Origin of the sequence: Janthinobacterium sp. HH106, assembly GCF_001758725.1 — a bacterium.
GTDB lineage: Bacteria > Pseudomonadota > Gammaproteobacteria > Burkholderiales > Burkholderiaceae_D > Janthinobacterium.
Genome location: NZ_LRIC01000045.1, coordinates 62,124 through 80,301 on the forward strand (window position 1 = coordinate 62,124; position 18,178 = coordinate 80,301).

Here is an 18,178-nt window from a genome sequence, read left to right on the forward strand (position 1 = left end):
GATGCACACTGTTCACCGCCGCATGCTGCTGGCCGGCGCCTGCGCCTGCGCCTTGCTGCTATCCTGCACGCCCTTGCCGCCCGCGCCGGCCCCCGCTTCCGCGCCGGCCGCCCCTGCCGCCGTACCGGCGCCCGCGTGGCAGCGGCAAGACATGCAGCTGCTGCACATCGCGCCCGCAGAATCGCTGCTGACCATCATCGTGCGCCGTGGCGGCGCGCTGGCGCGGCTCGGGCATGACCACGTGGTGGCCAGCCATACCCTGCAGGGCGTGGTGGCGCCCGCGCCGGGGCGCGCGCAGTTGCGCTTCCGGCTCGACGAGATGACTGTGGATGAAGAAAGCTTGCGGCGGGAGGCCGGCTTGACGACGACGCCGTCGGCCGATGCCATCGCCGGCACGCGCCACAACATGCTGGTGCGCGTGCTCGAGGCGGAACGCTATCCGTGGGTCAGCATCGAGGCGCGCCGCACGGGCGACAAGCAGGTGTTTGATGCGGACATCACCCTGCATGGCGTGACGCGCACGGTGCAGTTGCCGGTGCGCGTCGAGCAAGCGGCCGACGGGCGCAGCCTGCAGGCCAGCGGCAGCCTGCTGCTGAAGCAGAGCGACTTCGGCATCGTGCCGTTCGCCATCCTGGGCGGCGCCATGGCCGTGCAGGACCAGATGGAACTGGCCTTCCGCATCACCGCCCGGCAAGAGGTCAGCGCGCCAGGATCAGGCGCAAGCCCAGGCCGATGAAGATGGTGCCGGCCACGCGGTCGAGCCACAGGCCGGCGCGCGGGCGGCGGTTGAGCCACAGGCCGACGGCGCCGGAAAAATAGCCGAGCAGGCCGAACAGCACGCACGCCTGCGCCGTGAAGACCAGGCCCAGCTGCGCCGTCTGCCAGCTGGCATTGCCCTGGCCCGCAACGATGAACTGCGGCAGGAACGAGAGGAAAAACAATACGACTTTCGGATTGATACTGTTGGCAAACAGTCCCTTGCCGAACAGGCGCAGCAAGGATTCGTCGGGCAAGGCGGCCGCGCCATCGACTCTGGCGCCGCCACGGCTGCGCAAGGCGCCGATGCCCAGCCACACCAGATAGAGCCCGCCGGCCACTTTCAGCGCCGTAAAGGCCGTGGGCGAGGCGGCCAGCAGGGCCGACACGCCGATGGTCGCCAGCACGGTGTGCGTGAGGCAGCCAAGGGCGCAGCCCAGGCCGAACGCCATGCCCTGGCGGCGCCCGCGCGACATGCCCACGCCCAGCACCATCAGGTTGTCGGGGCCGGGACTGGCGGTGATCAAGACGGCGGCGGCCAGGAAGGCCAGGAACTGGTCGGGACTGAGCATGAATATCTCGCGGACAAAAGCGCCATGATACCGGAGCGGGCGCCAGGCGGACAGGACATGAATTTGCCCGTGTGTCACCGAGAGTCGATTAAAATGGACACTCCACAGCAAACGGCGTTGCCGCCAATTCCCGCGCGACCATCACCCACTCCATCGATGTCAGCCCACTCGCCCCCTCCCTGCCACCGCGCTTCCAGCTCCCGCGTCAGCGCCTGGCTATGCGGCTGGCCGCTCGTGCTCAGCCTGCTGTTCGGCCTGCTGGGTCTGGCGGGCGCGGCGCAGGCGACGCCCTTGCCTCTGAGCAAACAAGGCATCGCTCACCTGGGCAAGGGCGGACAACTATTTCTTGCCGAAAATGAAGCCGCGCCTGCCGATGCCGCCGCCCTGCCCGCCTGGCTGGCGCGCCAGCGCCCGGCCGACCAGGTCGACCTGTTCGGCGGCGCCTACTGGCTGCATGCGCAGGTGCGCAACGACAGCAGCGAAGCGGCCTGGGTCATTGACCCGAACGACACCCTGATCGACCTGGTCGACGTCTACGTGTATGGCCCGGGGCCGCACACGGCGCCGCGTACCTTGCTCACGGGCTACCAGCGGCCGCACGACTATTTGCTGCACTATGGCATGAACGTACAGCTGGCGCCGGGCGCCACGTATGACATCCTGATCCGCTTTTCCAGCCCCTACTACGCGCGCGCGCCCCTGTTCGGCGTGAAGACGCAGCACGACTACCGCAAGCTGGTGGGCAAGGAAAACTTCCTGATGGTGGCCTCCATCGGCGCCCTGCTGGCGCTGGGCCTGTTCAATTTCTTCATCTTTTCCATCACCCTGGAAAAGGCGTCGGCCTATTACGCGCTGTACGTGCTGACGTACGGCCTGGCCTGGGCCATGACCTTCCACGTGTTTGCCGACCTGTTCGACTGGCACCAGCTGCAGCTGCATTACGTGCCGTTTTTCCTGCTGCCCGTCTTCAGCACCCTGTTCTACATGCATTTCCTGCGCCTGCGCGACTACTCCCTGCTGCTGTACCGTCTCAGCAAGGTCAACCTGGCATTGCCCTTGCTGCTCCTGCCCAGCTGCTTTTTCGCCCTGTCGTATGCGCACACGCTGGCCACCATCGCCATCAGCATCTGGATGCTGCTGGCGCTGGTCTGCGGCATCGTCGTCTGGCGCCGCGGCTACCAGCCGGCGCGCTTCTTCGTGCTGGCCTTCGTCGCGCTGATGCTGCCCGGCTTTCTGATCCTGCCGGCCAACCTGGGGCTGATGCCGGCCATGGTGGCCAACGCCCAGCTGGTGACCCTGCTCGGCGGCACCTTCGACGGCTTGCTGCTGGCTTTTGCCCTGGCCGACCAGATCCGCCTGCTGCGCAACAACCTGGAACAGCGGGTGCAGGAACGCACCTTGGCGCTCACCCTCAGCAACGACGCCCTGCTGAAGGCCAAGGAGCATGCGGAAGTGGTCAGCCGCCACCGCATCGATTTTCTGTCCGCCATGAGCCACGACATCCGCACGCCGCTGGCCGGCGTGATCGGCATGCTGAAATTCGCCCTGCGCGACCAGTCCGTGCGTGGCCGTACGCAGGAATACCTGCGCATCGGCCTGCACAATGGCGTGTCGCTCCTGACCATCCTCAATGACATCCTCGATTTTTCCAAGATCGACGCGGGCAAGCTGACCCTGGAAACGGTGGACTTCGACCTGCTGGCGCTGATCGGCGACGCGGCCGGCATCGTGCAGGGCCAGGCCGACGCCAAGAGCCTGCTGCTGCGCCGCGAACTGGCGCTGGACCTGCCGCGCTACGTGCGCGCCGACCCCACGCGCCTGCGGCAGATCCTCATCAACCTGCTGGGCAACGCGCTGAAATTCACGGCCAATGGCGAAGTGCTGCTGGAAGTGCGGCGCGCCCGCACGCCGCCGCGCCGCGATGGTCGCAGCGAGATCGAATTCATCATCAGCGATACGGGTCCTGGCATTGACGCGGACACCTTGCCGCGCCTGTTCCAGAAATTCGAGCAGGCCGACCATTCCACCACGCGCCGCTACGGCGGCACGGGCCTGGGCCTGGCCATTTGCAAGGAACTGGTCGAACTGATGGGTGGCACGATCGGCGTGGAAAGCCGGGTCGGCATCGGTTCGCGCTTCCACTTCACCTTGCCGCTGGAAGACGGCAGCGCGCCGGCGGCCGACGCGCACCGGCCGGTGCGCCAGGCGCGCCACGCCTGCCGCCTGCGCATCTTGTGCGCCGAAGACGTGCGCACCAACCAGATCATCATCGGCACCCTGCTCGAAAGCATGGGCCATGAGGTCACCATCGTGGAAAACGGCGAACAGGCGCTGCGCGCGCTGGGATCCGGCCCCTACGACTGCGTGCTGATGGATGGCCGCATGCCGGAGATGGATGGCGAACAGGCCGCTCGCCTGATCCGCGACGGCGGCAATGCCCAGTTCCCCATTCCCGACGCGCAGATTCCCATCCTCGCGCTGACGGCCAACGCCAGCGAACATGACCGGCAACGCTACCTGGCCGCCGGCATGGACGATTTCCTCAGCAAGCCCGTCGACGAAGCGCTGCTGTTCGAGAAAATCGACGCCATCATCGACCTGCTGCTGGCGCGCGGCCACGCGCTGCCGCAGGCCGCACCCATCGACGACGACACCCTGGCGCGCCAGTTCGGCCTGGACGATGCCGACGACGCGCAGGCGCAAACGCCGGCGCCGGCCGATCCCATGACGGCGCCCGTGCACATTCTGCCGCTGGCAGGCCTGTCGCCGCAGCACTTGCAGCGCATCGCGCAAGCATTCCTGACGGAAGCGCCGCGGCGCCTGGACCTGGCTTGCCACGCCGTGCGCGACGGCAATGCCAGCGCCGCGGCGGCCGCCTTCCACGCCTTGAAGGGCAGCGCCGGCTACCTGAGCCGCCCCACCCTGCACGGCCTGTGCCACCAGATGGAAACCCTGGCCTCGAACGGCCAGCTCGATAACGTGGAACAGTTCCTGCCGCAGCTGCGGGCGGCGCTGGACGTGGCGCGGCGCGACCTGGAAACTCAGCCCGAAGGCTGAGGCATCCAGCCCCGCGATTGCAGCCACGCCAGCAGCAGCTGCGGCCACGCGGCCGGTTCGCTGCCCGGCTTGCCCAGGCCCCAGCCATGGCCGCCGTGCCGGAACTGGTGCAGTTCAACAGGTACGCCCGCGCGGCGCAGGGCCGCCGCCATCAATGTACTGTTCTCGGGTGGAGAAATCGGGTCGTCCAGCGCCTGCGCGATGAACATGGGCGGCGTGCACGCATCGACGTGGCGTTCCACCGACAGCGCATCGCGCGCCGCCTGCGTGGGGTGGCTTCCCAGCAGCTCTTTCTTCGCATGCGTCGTGTCGAACGGCGGCTGCATGGTCAGCACGGGGTACAGCAGCACGACGAAATCGGGCCGCGCGGAGACGCCATCGATCGCATCGACGGGCGCATACAGGGCGGCGTCCGGCTGGACGGCCGTCATGCCGGCCAGGTGCGCGCCGGCGGAAAACCCGAGCATGCCGATGCGCGCCGGATCGATGCCCCACTCGGCCGCACGCGCCCGGATCACGCGCATGGCCCGCTGGCCGTCCTGCAACGGCGCGCTGGCGCCACCGCCTTCCTGCGGCAGACGGTACACGAGTTCAAACGCCGTGATGCCCTGTGCTTGCAGCCAGGCGGCGGCGGGACCGCTTTCCTTGCCCGCCTCGATATGCGCATAGCCGCCGCCGCTGACCAGCAGGATGGCCGTGCCGTCCGGCCGCGCCGGGCGGTGTGCGATCAGGTAAGGCTGCGCCACCTGCGTGATGGAGCCTTTGGCGCTGTCGCGCTGCGGACCCGGCGCCGCGCCGCCGGGCGGAGCGCCGGGCCACAGCACAATGGCGCCCGGCGGCGCGGCGCCCGCGTGCAGGTGGATCAGGACAAGGCACAGCAGCATCAGGCCTTGCATGCCTAGAAATCCGTCTCGCCCTGGATCACGGCCGGATAGCCCGTCATGGCGCGCGAAGTCTGCATGCCGGCCATCACGGCCGCCTCGACGCAGCCCGCGTTCAGGCCCGTCCTGATCCAGTCGCCCGTGAGGAACAGGTTGCTGAAGCCCGACTGGTCGGTCGCCAGCCGGTACTGCGTGCTGCCCACCACCGACATCACGTAGCGCTCGGACGGATCGACGTTGGCGCGCCAGTACTGGCTGTCGAAGCGCGCCGGTCCCGTACCGGCCTTCGCATCGACCAGCCATTGCCACGGAAACGCGCCGGGCCCGCCCGCCTCGGGCCACAGCGCGCCGATCTCGCGTTCCAGCTGATGCAGCGCGCCCTGTTTCGCCTTGGCCGCGCAGCGGGCGGGAAAGCCCGTGTCGGTGACGGGCGGGTAGCTGTCGACGGGGAAGGCGCTGCAAAAGTACGAAACGTTTTTCGGTTCCAGCCCCACCGGCCAATCCTCGTGCGCCAATAACTGGTCCATCGGCGCCCACGTGTCGTACGGCTCCGTGAAGGCCGACAGCACCGGTTGCTGGCCCTTCGGCTGCGTGGTCCAGCCCATCTGAGACAAATCCTTGTTGAGCCACACCTGGTAAGCCTGCGTGGCCACCGTTTTCACCTTGTCGGCCGCCAGTTGCAGGGCCGGACTTTGCGCCAGCAGTTGCGGGCACAGGGCTTGCAGCGAGCCGATGGAAATGCCGAACACCACCTTGTCGAAATCGACGCCCTTCTTCAATACCGTGGCGGGCAGCGCGCGGCCGAACGCCTGCCGGTAATGCTGCGGCCAGTCGCTCCAGTACGATTCCAGGTTGACTTCCTGCGCTTGCAGCAGCGCCGCCTGGGCCGGTGCGATCTGCGCGTAATCGGGCGCACTGGGCCAGCACGCCAGGCCTTTGACATCCACCAGCGGCGCATAGCCGGCGGCCGGGTCCTTCAATTGCACCTGCTGCGTGATGCGGATGCTGTCGATGTCGCCCGCGCCCGGCACCAGTTCCTCCACGCGCTGGAAGAACTTGAATTCCACGCCGCGCTTGCGCAGCACCTCGTACAGCGGTGTGAAAATCGTGTCGCCCATGCCGGCCTGCATCTTGAACATGATGCCGCCCTTGTAGGCCAGGCCGATGCGCGCCATCGAACGCAGCAAGGTGCCCGCCTCGATGTTCGGCTTGGAAAAATCGCCGCCCTCGTAGGCGAACACCAAGTCGTAAAAGCCGCGCACGGGCGCCGAATTGACGCTGAACTGCTCGTCGCCGCCATGCTTGCGCAGCCAGGCGCGGAAATCGATGTCGTTGATGACGTCAAAGCCGTTCTTGAACACGCCATCCTCGAACATGCCCTTCATGACCGTGATGCCCAGGTCCAGGCAGGTGAACAGGCGGCGCAATTCATCGTCGCCATCGATCAGCGCGCGGTAGCGCAGGCGCAGCCAGGCGCGGATGCCGTTCAGGGTGCTGGCCAGCAGCTGGTGGCGGGCGTGGTCGTGGCGCGAGGAGTCCGGCGCCAGGTCGGCCACCAGCGCCACCAGCGCGCCCACGGACAGGCCCACGTCCAGCCCCAGTTCATCGGCCTGCCCCACCACTTCGTCGGCCAGGCGGCGCAGCCAGCCCGGCCACACGCCTTCGCCTTCGCCGTCACCTGGCTGCGCGCTGGCACGCACGATGCGCGCGTCGGCGTCCGCCACCTGGCGGATCTGGCGCAGCCACTGCTCGATCCAGCCCACCATGGCGATGGCCATCTGCCACAGGGTGACGTCTTCGCCGCCCTCGCCCGGCTCGCCCGGCAAGGTGGGAAAGACGATGGACCAGTTGCGCCATTGTCCCTTGACGTCTTCCGACAGGGCCACGTAATCGTGTTGTTTAAAAGCGTCGCGCCAGGTGGCCAGCGGCGCGCCGGGCGGGCGTTCCAGGCTGGCGTAGGCTTCCTTGATCATCCTGAAGGCGTTCGCGTAGAAGCCGAACCAGATGTGCAGGCCGTGCTCCTCGATGCGCTGGCCCGCCTGCGCATTGCGCCCGCTGGCGCCCTTGCCGCCCAGGCGCCAGCCCAGCTGGTAGACGGTGATGGCGTGCCGGTTTTGCCAGCCCGGCTGGTTCGTCAGATAATACGCGGTGGTCATGGCTGCCACGCCGCCGCCGAGGATGGCAATCTTTTCCGGCGCGATGCGGGAATTGTCGACCAGTTCCTCGCCCGGCATGGCCGTGAAATCGAAGTTCACATTGAAGGGCAAAATCGCCTCCTGCGGTCCCAGCTGCAAGCCCAGGGTCTGGTCCAGCGGGAAGCTGTCGAAGGCGTGCACCGTGCATTCATATTCATAGCCGAGCAGGCGCGCGCTGTGCAGGCGGTTGATTTCGGCCGGCGCGGCCACCAGAGCCTGGTACACGGCTTTCACGCCCGCGCTGTCGGGGAATTGCTTGAGGAAAATCTGATCAATGCGCGGGTTGCGCAGCAAGGACAAAATATCGGCCCAGCCAGCCTGGTCCATGTCGAAGAAATCGGGAATGGAGAGAAAAATCTCGAATGCCTGCTCGATGAGTTCCAGGAAACTGTTGACGGGTTTGTGCGGCCCCGTCTGCACGGTGGCATTGACTTCCAGCAGCGGGTGCAGGGCCAGCTTCGTTTCCGGCGAAAAATGCTGGAAGCCTTTGGCGGCGACGGAACAGCGCAGCGGCTCGCTGCCGGCGGCGGGAATTTCGTAGTCGCACAGGTATTTCGGATAGCCGAACAGTTCGCGCCCGTTGATCAAGGCCATGGCGTCATCCACAAAAATGTGGCACGGATACCAGTAGATATGCGCGAGCTTGCCGTGTTCATCCATCTTGCCGACCATGATCCAGGTGACGATGTCGACTTCCGTGATCCAGCCCTTGGCCTGGTCGACGGGATTGGCCGAGTCCGCATGGTTGACGCGCGTAAACGTCAGCATCACATACGGCGACAGGGCTTTCAATGTCATCTTGCTGCCCGCCACCTGGTTCAGCGTGGTATTCACCGTGGCCTGCAGCTTGGCCAGGTCGCCCCTGACGAAATAGCCGTACATTTCCGACTGTTTCAATTGCAGCGGCGAGTGCATCATCACCGAACCGCCCTGATAGATATACGAAGGTCTTGCCGAAGGTATCGCCGTCATTGCCCTGCCCCTAAATGAAGTTTCAGACAAACAAGATTGCTATAGTGTATTTGAGAAAGAACAATGAATGATATGAAATAAATTAAAGGCTTTGCCAAGATGCATAGGCTCAGCAGCCCGACGCCTGTGCACCGCAGCCGGGGCAAGCCCATGCCATCGGGTGTACGATGAAGCATCTTGAGCGTTCCGAGCACCATGCCATGGCAATGATTACCACCGACTACGTTTCCACCTATTCAGGCAACCGTTTTTATCCCTTGCGCCCGCATATCGACAAGGTAGCCATCGAGGACATTGCCCACGGCCTCGCCTACCAGTGCCGCTTCAATGGACAGACGCAAGTGTTTTACTCGGTCGCCCAGCACAGCCTGATCGTCGCCGAACTGGTGCCGCCCCATTTGCGCCTGGCCGCCCTGCTGCACGACGCGGCCGAAGCCTATCTGGGCGACATGGTGAAACCCTTGAAAGTGTTGCTGCCCGAGTTTGCCGTGCTGGAAGACAAGGTCAGCGCCATCATCGCCGCCACATATGGGCTGGATTTTTCCGATTACGCACCGATCAAGCGGGCCGACCTGATCGCGCTGGCCACGGAAAAGCGCGACCTGATGCCGCACTCGGCCGAACGCTGGGCTTACCTTGACGGCATCGCCCCCTTGCCCGGTATAATCGACGCCATGGGTCCCGCCGAAGCCAAGCAGCGCTTCCTGCACGCCTTTGCCCAGCTGGGCGTGCTTGGGCTGGCCGCATGAAATGCTGCGACCTTGCCGCATGAACGGGCGCTAAGCCCCGGTTTTTGCACGGCTTTTTTAGATATCCACAGCAACTGTGGATAAAGTTGTTGATAAGCCCCTCTTGACAAGCCGCAACACCAGTATTGATGCGGGTTTCAACAATTTGCTGATTTCACAGGCAATTTTTTACCCCAATGAAATCAATGACTTGCAATCACGAATTTGCGCTCGAACAAAGTTACTTTGCCACAATGAAAATATATTTTGCTGTGCATAAGCAACCCTGGCCCAGGCCGTCTTGCTTGAACAGCATTGTTTTGACAAACCCCGTAGACTGGCATAGTGTGGAGTAGCAAGCACGATCAACGGTGGATAAACGCATGAACATGGATAGCGACAACGCCGCCAAGGGAGCGGACGAACCGGACTGGCTGGTCGACGAACCGCTGGAACGGGCAGACGCGGCGGCAGAGCCTGCCACCGCGGCACCATGGCGCGTGCTGATCGTCGATGACGATGTCGACGTGCACGTGGTGACCAAGTTCGCCCTCAGCCAGGCCAGCTTCCAGGGCCGCAGGCTGAGCTTTTTGCACGCGTACTCGGGCGCCGAGGCGCTCACCTTGCTGCGCGGCACTTCCGATATCGCCGTGGTGCTGCTCGATGTGATCATGGAAACCCAGGATGCCGGGCTGCAAGTGGCACGCCAGATCCGCGAAGAGCTGCACAACAGCGCCGTGCGCATCATCCTGCGCACGGGCCAGCCCGGCCAGGCGCTGGAACACCGCATCATCATCGATTACGACATCAACGATTTCTGGTGCAAGACGGACCTGACCACGCGCAAGTTGTTTACCACTGTGATCGCCTCGCTGCGCACCTATGCCACCTTGCGCGAAGCGGAGCAGCAAGTCGCCGAACTGGCTGCCGCCCTGGCCCAGTGCGGCGACACGCCAGCGGCGCCGGCCGGCGGCACGCCCTGAACTGGGCCGCTACTTTCAGTCATAAAAACAAGAGCACTGGATAGGCATACAGGCTTGTGGCATGCCCCATTTTGGCCCATCTCGCGCGCCGAAAGCAGGCGCTGGCCCGCCCCTTTTTCCTAAGTGGCGGATTGTTAAGCGCTTTTTCAGATATCCACACGGACTGTGGATATCTTTGTGGATAAGGGCCTATTGACAGCCTTCAAAGCCACAGCCCGTGCGGCTTTCAATAAACTGCTCAATCAAACAGCAAAAATAAAATCCATTAAAATCAAACACTTAGAAAGTCACACATAATCACAAGAAAATTATTTCGCCAATTTCGTTAGCCCATCATTTGTGCATAACTGAGCCGTAATGATCAATCCGACAACACCGGGCCAACGCTGCCGGCAATACAGTTGCCGCGAGGATACTCAGTGCACGGTCTGGCGGCGCTGCTCCGGATGCAGCAGCACGCGCTCGATCAGGTCGGGGGCGACATTGTATGACTTCAGGTATTCCAGCGCGCACAAGGTGCTGAAGGCTGCCTGCACGGCGATGCCCAGATTGACGATATCGGACATCTTCTGGTCGATGCGGGCATGCAGCACCACGGTTTTGGCGGGCATATGCAGCGTTTCTGTGGAATGAGGCATGATCGATGACTCCTGAAGAAAGCGACGGTGGCGGGATGCAGCAGCGGGGACCGGCACCAGCATGGCCAGTGCGGAAGGCGACAGCGAAAGTATTGCTGAAAAACGCGCGATGTCAATGCCAGCCAGCTATTGCAATGCAGTTTTTTTCGGGGATGCAAGGCCGCGCACCTTAAGGCAGGTCAAACGCCTCACGCGGCGCCGGCCTACCATGGGATTTGGCCGCCATCGCGCAGCTCCCGCCCTGCATGCAAAGGAGACACGACATGAATACAACACCGGATTCTGAGCAACATCCTAGCGACATCGCCCCGCCCGGCACGCCCGGCACGGGAGAAAACGTCTGCACATATTGCATGGGCAGGGGCAACACGGACAATGGCCAGCCTTGCGTCATGTGCGGCGGCACGGGCGTGGTCATCGCCGGCGTGGGCGGCGGCTAGACGGCATGGAGATAGGCATGGACAAGGCGGAGCAGGCACGGCCATAATCGTGCATGCCCGCCGCCTCATCCACTCCCCAACCCGACCAGCCCCGTCCGCAACCGGCCTCGCTTGCCGACCTGTTCTTTTCGTTCACCTGGCTGGCCCTGCAAGGCTTTGGCGGCGTGCTGGCCGTGATCCAGCGCGAAATGGTGGAGCGCAAGCGCTGGCTGACGCAGGAGGAATTCCTCGAGGACTGGGCCGTGGCGCAGATCATGCCCGGGCCGAATGTCGTCAACCTGTCGCTGATGGTGGGCGGGCGCTATTTCGGTTTGAAAGGCGCGCTGACGGCGCTGGCCGGCATGCTGACCGCCCCCCTCATCATCGTGCTTGTGCTGGGCGTGCTGTACACGCGCTTTGGCGACAATCCGCAGATGGCGGGCGCACTGCGCGGCATGGCCGCCGTCTCGGCCGGCATGATCGCCGCCACGGGTGTGAAGCTGGCGACGGCGCTGGCCAGGCATCCGCTGCCCCTGTGGCTGACCTTGTCCATCACCGTGCTGGGCGTGCTGATGGTGGCCGTGCTGCGCTGGCCCCTGCTGTACATCCTGCTGGGTCTGGGCGGCATCGGCTGCCTGCTCACCTATCGAAAGCTGTCCACATGAATCCGCCCCTGCAACTGGTGTTAAGCGCGGGCGACTGGCTGAACCTGTTCGGCCACTACCTGATGCTGTCGCTGATGTCGATCGGCGGCGCCATTTCCACCACTTCCGAAATGCACCGCTTCCTCGTCGAACAGCATGGCTGGCTGACGCAGGCGCAATTCAACGAGTCGATCGCCATCGCCCAGGCCGCTCCCGGCCCCAATGTGCTGTTCGTCGCCCTGATGGGCTGGAACGTGGGCATGAATGCGGGCAGCTACACGGCCGCCTATCTCGGCGTGTTCATCACGATGGTGGGCATCATGCTGCCCAGCACCACCCTCACCTACGTGGCGGCCCAGTGGGGCTACCGCAACCGCGACCTGCGCCCCGTGCGCGCCTTCAAGCAAGGCATGGCGCCCATCGTCGTCGCCCTCCTGATTTCCACGGGCATGATACTGGGCGGCGCCAACCATGACATCCGCACCGACTGGCCCCTGTGGAGCCTGTCCATCGTGGCCGGCCTGATCATCTGGCGCACGAAGGTCCATTTATTGTGGCTGCTGGCGGCCGGCGCCGTGCTGGGCTGGTTCCAGCTCGTCTGACCTTACACGGCCAGGTGCCGCTTCACCTCATCGCCATCCATCTGTTCCGCCTTGCCGCTGGCCACCACGCTGCCGCGCGACAGCACGATGAACTCGTCGGCCAGCTCGCGGGCAAAGTCGAAATACTGTTCGCACAGCACGATGGCCATGTCGCCCCGTTGTTTCAACAAGGCAATGACCCTGCCAATATCCTTGATGACGGAGGGCTGGATACCCTCCGTCGGCTCGTCGAAGATGATCAATTGCGGCTCGGCCAGCAGGGCGCGCGCGATGGCCAGCTGCTGCTGTTGTCCGCCAGACAAATCGCCGCCGCGCCGCTGCAGCATCTCTTTTAGTACGGGAAACAGCTCGTACACGTGGGGATCGATGCGCGAGGCCAGCCTGCCGCGCTTCACCGCCATGCCCATCAGTAAGTTTTCCTCGACCGTCAGACGCGCAAAGATGTCGCGCCCCTGCGGCACGTAGGCCATGCCCAGCCTGGCGCGCGCATGCGGCGCCAATCTCGTGATGTCATGCCCATTGAAGAGCACCTTGCCCTGCGCCACGGGCAGCACGCCCATCAGGCATTTGAGCAAGGTCGTCTTGCCCACGCCATTACGCCCTAGCAAGGCCAGGCATTCGCCCTTGCGCGCCGACAGGTCGATGCCGCGCAAGGTGTGCGAGGAGCCATAGTATTGATTTAATTGTTGCACTTCGAGCATGGCCTGCGATCTCCCCTTATTATCTTCCCAGATAGACTTCGATGACCCGCTCGTCGGCTTGCACTTCGTCCATGCGCCCCTGTGCCAGCACGGCACCCTCATGCAGCACGGTGACGATGCCTTGCTGAGCGATCTCCGTGACGAAACCCATGTCGTGCTCGACGACCATGATCGAATGCTTGCCGCGCAATTCATTGAGGAGTTCGGCCGTACGCGCCGTTTCCGCATCCGACATGCCGGCCACGGGCTCATCCAATAAAATCAGCTGCGGCTCCTGCATCAGGAGCATGCCGATTTCCAGCCATTGCTTTTGCCCATGCGACAGCAAACCGGCCGGCCGCGCTTCGTGGCCGTTCAAGCGGATCAGGCGCAAGATCGCTTCGATCCTGCCCGCCTGCTCGGAAGACAAGCGCGCAAACAGGGTGGGCGCCACGCGCTTGTCCATCTTCATCGCCAGTTCCAGGTTGTCGAACACCGTGTGCTGCTCGAATACGGTGGGGCGCTGGAACTTGCGGCCGATACCCGCGTGGGCAATCTGCGCTTCCGTCATGGTGGCCAGATTCATGGTCTGGCCAAACCAGGCCGTGCCGGACGTAGGCCGCGTCTTGCCCGTGATCACATCCATCATCGTCGTCTTGCCCGCGCCATTCGGGCCGATAATGCAGCGCAACTCGCCCACGGAAATATCGAGACTCAGCTTGTTGATGGCCTTGAAACCGTCGAACGACACGCTGATGTCTTCCAGATACAGAATCGCGCCATGCGTCGTATCGACGCCCTCGCCTTTTACGCGCGCATACGTGGGGCCAGCCTCGGTGCCGGCCATGCCGGGCAACATGCGGATGCTCATGCGGCCTCCTCTGCCACGATGGCGACTTTTTTACGTTTGAGCTTGTTCAACACACCGAGCATGCCCTGCTGCATGAACAGGGTGACGCCGATGAACAGCAAACCCAGCGCGAACTGCCACAGTTCCGGCAAGACGGCCGTGAACCAGCTTTTCAAGCCGTTCACGGTAAAAGCGCCCAAAATCGGACCGAGCAAGGTACCGCGCCCGCCCACCGCCACCCACACGACAATCTCGATGGAGTTCGCGGGCGACATTTCGGACGGGTTGATGATGCCCACTTGCGGCACGTACAGGGCGCCGGCGATGCCGCACAGCACGGCCGACAAGGTCCAGACGAACAGCTTGAACCACAGCGGGTTGTAGCCAAGGAACATCAGCCGCGCCTCGCTGTCGCGCACGCCCTGCAGCACCCTGCCCAGTTTCGAGCGGACGATGGCGCGCGCACCCACCAGCGCCGCCAGCAGGAAAGCCAGGGTCAGCAGAAACAGCACGGCCCGGGTGGCGGGTGCCGTGATGTTATGGCCCAATATCGTCTTGAAATCCGTGAAACCGTTGTTGCCGCCAAAGCCGGTGTCGTTGCGGAAAAACAGCAGCATGAAGGCATACGTCATCGCTTGCGTGATGATGGAAAAATACACGCCCTTGATGCGCGACCGAAACGCGAAATAACCGAAGACGAAGGCCAGCACACCCGGCACCAGCACGACGAGGGCCATGCAATACCAGAAGTGTTCCGTGAAGGCCCAGTACCACGGGTAGGTCTTCCAGTCGAGAAAGACCATGAAGTCGGGCAAGCTGCTGCGGTACTGGCCCTGGTCGCCGATGGCGCGCATCAGATACATGCCGTGCGCATACGCGCCCAAGGCAAAGAACACGCCGTGTCCCAGCGACAAGATACCCGTATAGCCCCAGACGAGGTCCAGCGCCAGCGCGGCCAGTGCATAGCACATGAACTTGCCCACCAGCGCCACCGTGTAGGCGGACACATGCAAGGCATGGCCTTCGGCAAACGCCAGATTAAAGATCGGCAGCAGCGCCGCCAGCACGCTGCAGGCGGCAATCGCCAGCCAGACGGGCCGCGTGAACAGGCCCTGTTTGATCGGGTAGGAGGTAGTCATTCGACGCTGCGTCCCTTCATGGCAAACAGGCCCTGCGGCCGGCGCTGGATGAAAATGATGATGAATACCAGGATGGCGATCTTCGCCAGCACGGCGCCCGCCACCGGTTCGAGGAATTTGTTGACTTCGCCCAGGCCCAGCGCGGCGATCACGGTGCCGGCCAGCTGGCCCACGCCACCGAGTACCACCACCATGAAGGAATCGACGATGTAGCTTTGGCCCAGGTCCGGACCCACATTGCCGAGCTGCGACAGGGCCACGCCGCCCAGGCCCGCGATGCCGGAACCGAGGCCGAAGGTGAGCATGTCGACCTTGCCCGTGGCCACGCCCACGCAATCGGCCATGCGGCGGTTTTGCGTGACGGCCCGCACGAACAGGCCCAGGCGCGTCTTGTTGAGGATCAGCCACACGGCCACGACGACGACGACGGCGAAGGCGATGATGGCCAGGCGGTTGTACGGCAACACGAGGCCGCCCAGTACCGTCACGCCGCCCGACATCCAGGCCGGGTTGGCCACTTCCACGTTTTGCGCGCCGAAGATCGTGCGGACCAGCTGCATGAGGATCAGGCTGATGCCCCAGGTGGCCAGCAGGGTTTCCAGCGGCCGGCCGTACAACCAGCGGATCACCGTGCGTTCCAGTGCCACGCCCACCAGGCCGGCAACAAAAAACGCGGCCGGCAAGGCGGCCAGCAGATACGCATCCTGCAGGCCAGGCAGATAGGTGCGGAAAAACAGCTGGCACAGATAGGTCGTGTAAGCGCCTATCATCAGCAATTCGCCATGCGCCATATTGATGATGCCCATCAGGCCGAAGGTGATGGCCAGGCCCAGCGCGGCCAACAGCAGCACGCTGCCCAGCGAGATGCCGTAAAACACATTGCCGGCCAATTCCATGCGCGACACTCGTCCCTTGATCTGGCGCATGGTGTCGATGGCGGCCAGCTGCACGGCTTCGTCGGGTTCGCCGCCCTGCTCCAGCATGGCTTGCAGCACCGGCAGCAGGCGCGCATCGCTGCTGCCCGCCAGCGCCTGCACGGCGGCCTTGCGCGTGGCGGCGTCGGGTGCATGCAGGTTGGCGCTGGCGATCAGCACTTGCAATAGTTGTTGAATTTCAGCGTCGCTTTCCCGCGCCAGCGCGGTGCGGATCAGGGGGAGCTGCGCGGGGTCGACCGCCTTTTGCAAGGCTTGCGCGGCGGCCAGGCGGGCGCTGCGCTCCGGCGCCAGCAACTGCAAACCCGACAAGGCGCCTGCCACGGCCGCGCGCAAGCGGTTGTTGACCATCACGCCATCGATGCCGTCGGGCATCGGCACGTTCCGGCCGATTGCCGGGTCAACCGCCTGCTCGCCGTCAACGATGTACACCTTGCCGTCGGGCGCGGCGTACAAGGCGTCGTCCTGCAGCGCTTGCAGCACCTTGGCAGCCTCGGGCGTGGCCAGGGCGGCTATCTGCGCCACGGCGGCGACCCTGGCGTCGGGATCGTCGCCGGCCAGCGGCTTGAGCAGGTCGGGAGGGATGGCGGCCTGCGCCAGCGAGGATAGCAACAGGCAGGCGAGGACCAGCAGTTTGGGGAGAAGCTGCATGTGCATGGATTCCATGTAGTAAAGCCGATGTCTTGATAGGTATCCTTCCCCCAAAGACAAGGACAGGGGTCAGACCCGCCGGGTCTGACCCCAGCTCTTTGCCTGGGGTTGCGGCGACGAATCGACGCGCAAGCTTTTTACAGCTTCTGCTTGCCCTCATTACCCTTGATATACGGGCTCCACGGCTGGGCGCGTATCGGTTCCTTGGTTTTCCACACGACATTGAATTGCCCATCGGCCTTGATCTCGCCGATCATCACGGGCTTGTGCAAGTGGTGGTTCGTTGCATCCATGGTCAGGGTGAAGCCCGATGGCGCCTTGACGCTCTGGCCCGCCATGGCGGCGATCACCTTGTCCGTGTCCGTCGATTTCGCCTTTTCCACGGCTTGCGCCCACATGTGGATGCCCACATAGGTCGCTTCCATCGGGTCGTTCGTCACCACCGAACCCGCGTTCGGCAGCTTTTGCGCCACCGCATACGCCTTCCACTGCTTGATGAAGGCGGTATTTACCGGATTCTTGACGGATTCAAAATAATTCCACGCCGCCAGGTGACCGAGCAAGGGCTTGGTATCGATGCCGCGCAGCTCTTCCTCGCCCACGGAAAACGCGACGACGGGCACGTCCGTGGCTTTCAGGCCCGCATTGCCCAGCTCCTTGTAGAACGGCACGTTCGAATCGCCATTGATGGTGGAAATGACGGCCGTCTTGCCGCCCGTGGAAAACTTCTTGATGTTGGCGACGATGGTTTGATAGTCGGCATGGCCGAACGGCGTGTAGACCTCGCTGATATCGCTGTCCTTGACTCCCTTGCTTTTCAAAAAGGCGCGCAGGATCTTGTTGGTGGTGCGCGGATACACGTAATCCGTGCCCAGCAGCACGAAACGCTTGGCCCCGCCGCCATCTGTGCTCATCAGGTATTCGACGGCGGGGATCGCCTGCTGGTTGGGCGCGGCGCCCGTATAAAACACATTCTTTTCCAGCTCCTCGCCCTCGTATTGCACCGGGTAAAACAGCAGGCTGTTGAGTTCCTTGAAGACGGGCAAAACCGACTTGCGCGACACGGACGTCCAGCAGCCGAATACCACGGCCACCTTGTCTTGCGCTACCAGTTGTCTCGCTTTTTCCGCGAACAAAGGCCAGTTCGACGCGGGGTCGACGACGACGGCTTCCAGCTTCTTGCCCAGCAAGCCACCCTTGGCATTGATCTCGGCAATCGTCATCAGCGCCACATCCTTGAGCGACGTTTCTGAAATGGCCATGGTGCCCGACAGGGAGTGCAAGATGCCGACCTTGATCGTATCGGCGGCCAGGGCTGCCTGCATATAAGTGGACGTGGCCAGGGCGAATGCGCCGGCGGCGGCCGCTTTCAGGATGATGCGTCGTGACATGGGGACTCCTGTGATGGGTTCGTGGGGTCGAGCTGGGCCTGCCATGTTGTTAAAGCAGAATGCGTGCCAGCGCCTACAGCTGTCCGCC

The 18,178-nt window shown here is 63.8% G+C and carries 16 protein-coding genes; 7 read left to right on the forward strand and 9 right to left on the reverse strand.

Features of this window, described 5'->3' with window-relative positions; translation table 11 throughout:
• Position 1: 1 nt before the first annotated feature.
• The gene (locus tag JAB8_RS17070; RefSeq protein ID WP_070290713.1) at positions 2-736 is read left to right on the forward strand and encodes a YceI family protein; all 735 of its coding nucleotides are present in this window, start codon (positions 2-4) and stop codon (positions 734-736) included.
• On the opposite strand, the gene JAB8_RS17075 is transcribed toward JAB8_RS17070, so the two are convergent.
• Positions 699-1,328, reverse strand: coding sequence for a LysE family translocator (locus JAB8_RS17075; RefSeq protein ID WP_034754929.1), 630 nt, complete (start codon positions 1,326-1,328; stop codon positions 699-701). The genes JAB8_RS17070 and JAB8_RS17075 overlap by 38 nt on opposite strands.
• A 156-nt stretch (positions 1,329-1,484) precedes the next feature.
• Here JAB8_RS17075 and JAB8_RS17080 point away from each other — a divergent pair, with 156 nt between their 5' ends.
• Positions 1,485-4,385, forward strand: a complete 2,901-nt coding sequence (locus tag JAB8_RS17080) for a hybrid sensor histidine kinase/response regulator (RefSeq protein ID WP_254679536.1) — start codon at positions 1,485-1,487, stop codon at positions 4,383-4,385.
• Here the strand turns inward: JAB8_RS17080 and JAB8_RS17085 are convergent.
• Both JAB8_RS17085 and JAB8_RS17090 read right to left on the reverse strand, forming a co-directional pair.
• Positions 4,370-5,281, reverse strand: coding sequence for an alpha/beta hydrolase (locus JAB8_RS17085; protein WP_070290714.1), 912 nt, complete (start codon positions 5,279-5,281; stop codon positions 4,370-4,372). The genes JAB8_RS17080 and JAB8_RS17085 overlap by 16 nt on opposite strands.
• A gap of 2 nt (positions 5,282-5,283) precedes the next feature.
• Positions 5,284-8,433, reverse strand: coding sequence for an NAD(P)-binding protein (locus tag JAB8_RS17090; RefSeq protein WP_070290715.1), 3,150 nt, complete (start codon positions 8,431-8,433; stop codon positions 5,284-5,286).
• Positions 8,434-8,633: 200 nt separating this feature from the next.
• Between JAB8_RS17090 and JAB8_RS17095 the strand changes: the two genes are divergently transcribed.
• Entirely contained in the window at positions 8,634-9,182 is a 549-nt protein-coding gene (locus tag JAB8_RS17095; protein WP_083287778.1) for a phosphohydrolase, read from the forward strand.
• A gap of 362 nt (positions 9,183-9,544) precedes the next feature.
• Positions 9,545-10,144: a response regulator gene (locus JAB8_RS17100; protein ID WP_227742005.1), complete on the forward strand. Its 600-nt coding sequence runs from the start codon at positions 9,545-9,547 to the stop codon at positions 10,142-10,144.
• A 416-nt stretch (positions 10,145-10,560) separates the two neighbouring features.
• On the opposite strand, the gene JAB8_RS17105 is transcribed toward JAB8_RS17100, so the two are convergent.
• Positions 10,561-10,782: a hypothetical protein gene (locus tag JAB8_RS17105; RefSeq protein ID WP_070290717.1), complete on the reverse strand. Its 222-nt coding sequence runs from the start codon at positions 10,780-10,782 to the stop codon at positions 10,561-10,563.
• Positions 10,783-11,045: 263 nt separating this feature from the next.
• Here JAB8_RS17105 and JAB8_RS29555 point away from each other — a divergent pair, with 263 nt between their 5' ends.
• From JAB8_RS29555 to JAB8_RS17115, 3 genes are read left to right on the forward strand one after another with little or no spacing between them, the layout of a single operon-like run.
• Positions 11,046-11,222, forward strand: a complete 177-nt coding sequence (locus JAB8_RS29555; protein ID WP_175445211.1) for a hypothetical protein — start codon at positions 11,046-11,048, stop codon at positions 11,220-11,222.
• Between the two features lie 53 nt (positions 11,223-11,275).
• Positions 11,276-11,866 carry a chromate transporter gene (locus JAB8_RS17110; RefSeq protein WP_070290718.1) on the forward strand — a complete coding sequence of 197 codons (591 nt, stop codon included), beginning with the start codon at positions 11,276-11,278 and terminating at the stop codon, positions 11,864-11,866.
• Positions 11,863-12,447 (forward strand): chromate transporter, encoded by a 585-nt coding sequence (locus tag JAB8_RS17115; protein ID WP_070290719.1) that lies wholly within the window; start codon positions 11,863-11,865, stop codon positions 12,445-12,447. The genes JAB8_RS17110 and JAB8_RS17115 overlap by 4 nt, the downstream gene beginning before the upstream one ends.
• A gap of 2 nt (positions 12,448-12,449) precedes the next feature.
• On the opposite strand, the gene urtE is transcribed toward JAB8_RS17115, so the two are convergent.
• The 5 genes from urtE to urtA form a co-directional block, all read right to left on the reverse strand.
• Positions 12,450-13,148 carry an urea ABC transporter ATP-binding subunit UrtE gene (gene urtE, locus JAB8_RS17120; protein WP_070290720.1) on the reverse strand — a complete coding sequence of 233 codons (699 nt, stop codon included), beginning with the start codon at positions 13,146-13,148 and terminating at the stop codon, positions 12,450-12,452.
• Positions 13,149-13,167: 19 nt separating this feature from the next.
• Positions 13,168-13,998 carry an urea ABC transporter ATP-binding protein UrtD gene (gene urtD, locus JAB8_RS17125; RefSeq protein WP_070290721.1) on the reverse strand — a complete coding sequence of 277 codons (831 nt, stop codon included), beginning with the start codon at positions 13,996-13,998 and terminating at the stop codon, positions 13,168-13,170.
• Positions 13,995-15,116 carry an urea ABC transporter permease subunit UrtC gene (gene urtC, locus JAB8_RS17130; RefSeq protein WP_070290722.1) on the reverse strand — a complete coding sequence of 374 codons (1,122 nt, stop codon included), beginning with the start codon at positions 15,114-15,116 and terminating at the stop codon, positions 13,995-13,997. Before urtC ends, urtD begins: the two co-directional genes overlap by 4 nt.
• Positions 15,113-16,699, reverse strand: a complete 1,587-nt coding sequence (urtB, locus tag JAB8_RS17135) for an urea ABC transporter permease subunit UrtB (protein ID WP_070290737.1) — start codon at positions 16,697-16,699, stop codon at positions 15,113-15,115. Before urtB ends, urtC begins: the two co-directional genes overlap by 4 nt.
• A 137-nt stretch (positions 16,700-16,836) precedes the next feature.
• Positions 16,837-18,090: an urea ABC transporter substrate-binding protein gene (gene urtA, locus JAB8_RS17140; protein ID WP_070290723.1), complete on the reverse strand. Its 1,254-nt coding sequence runs from the start codon at positions 18,088-18,090 to the stop codon at positions 16,837-16,839.
• Between the last annotated feature and the right edge of the window lie 88 nt (positions 18,091-18,178).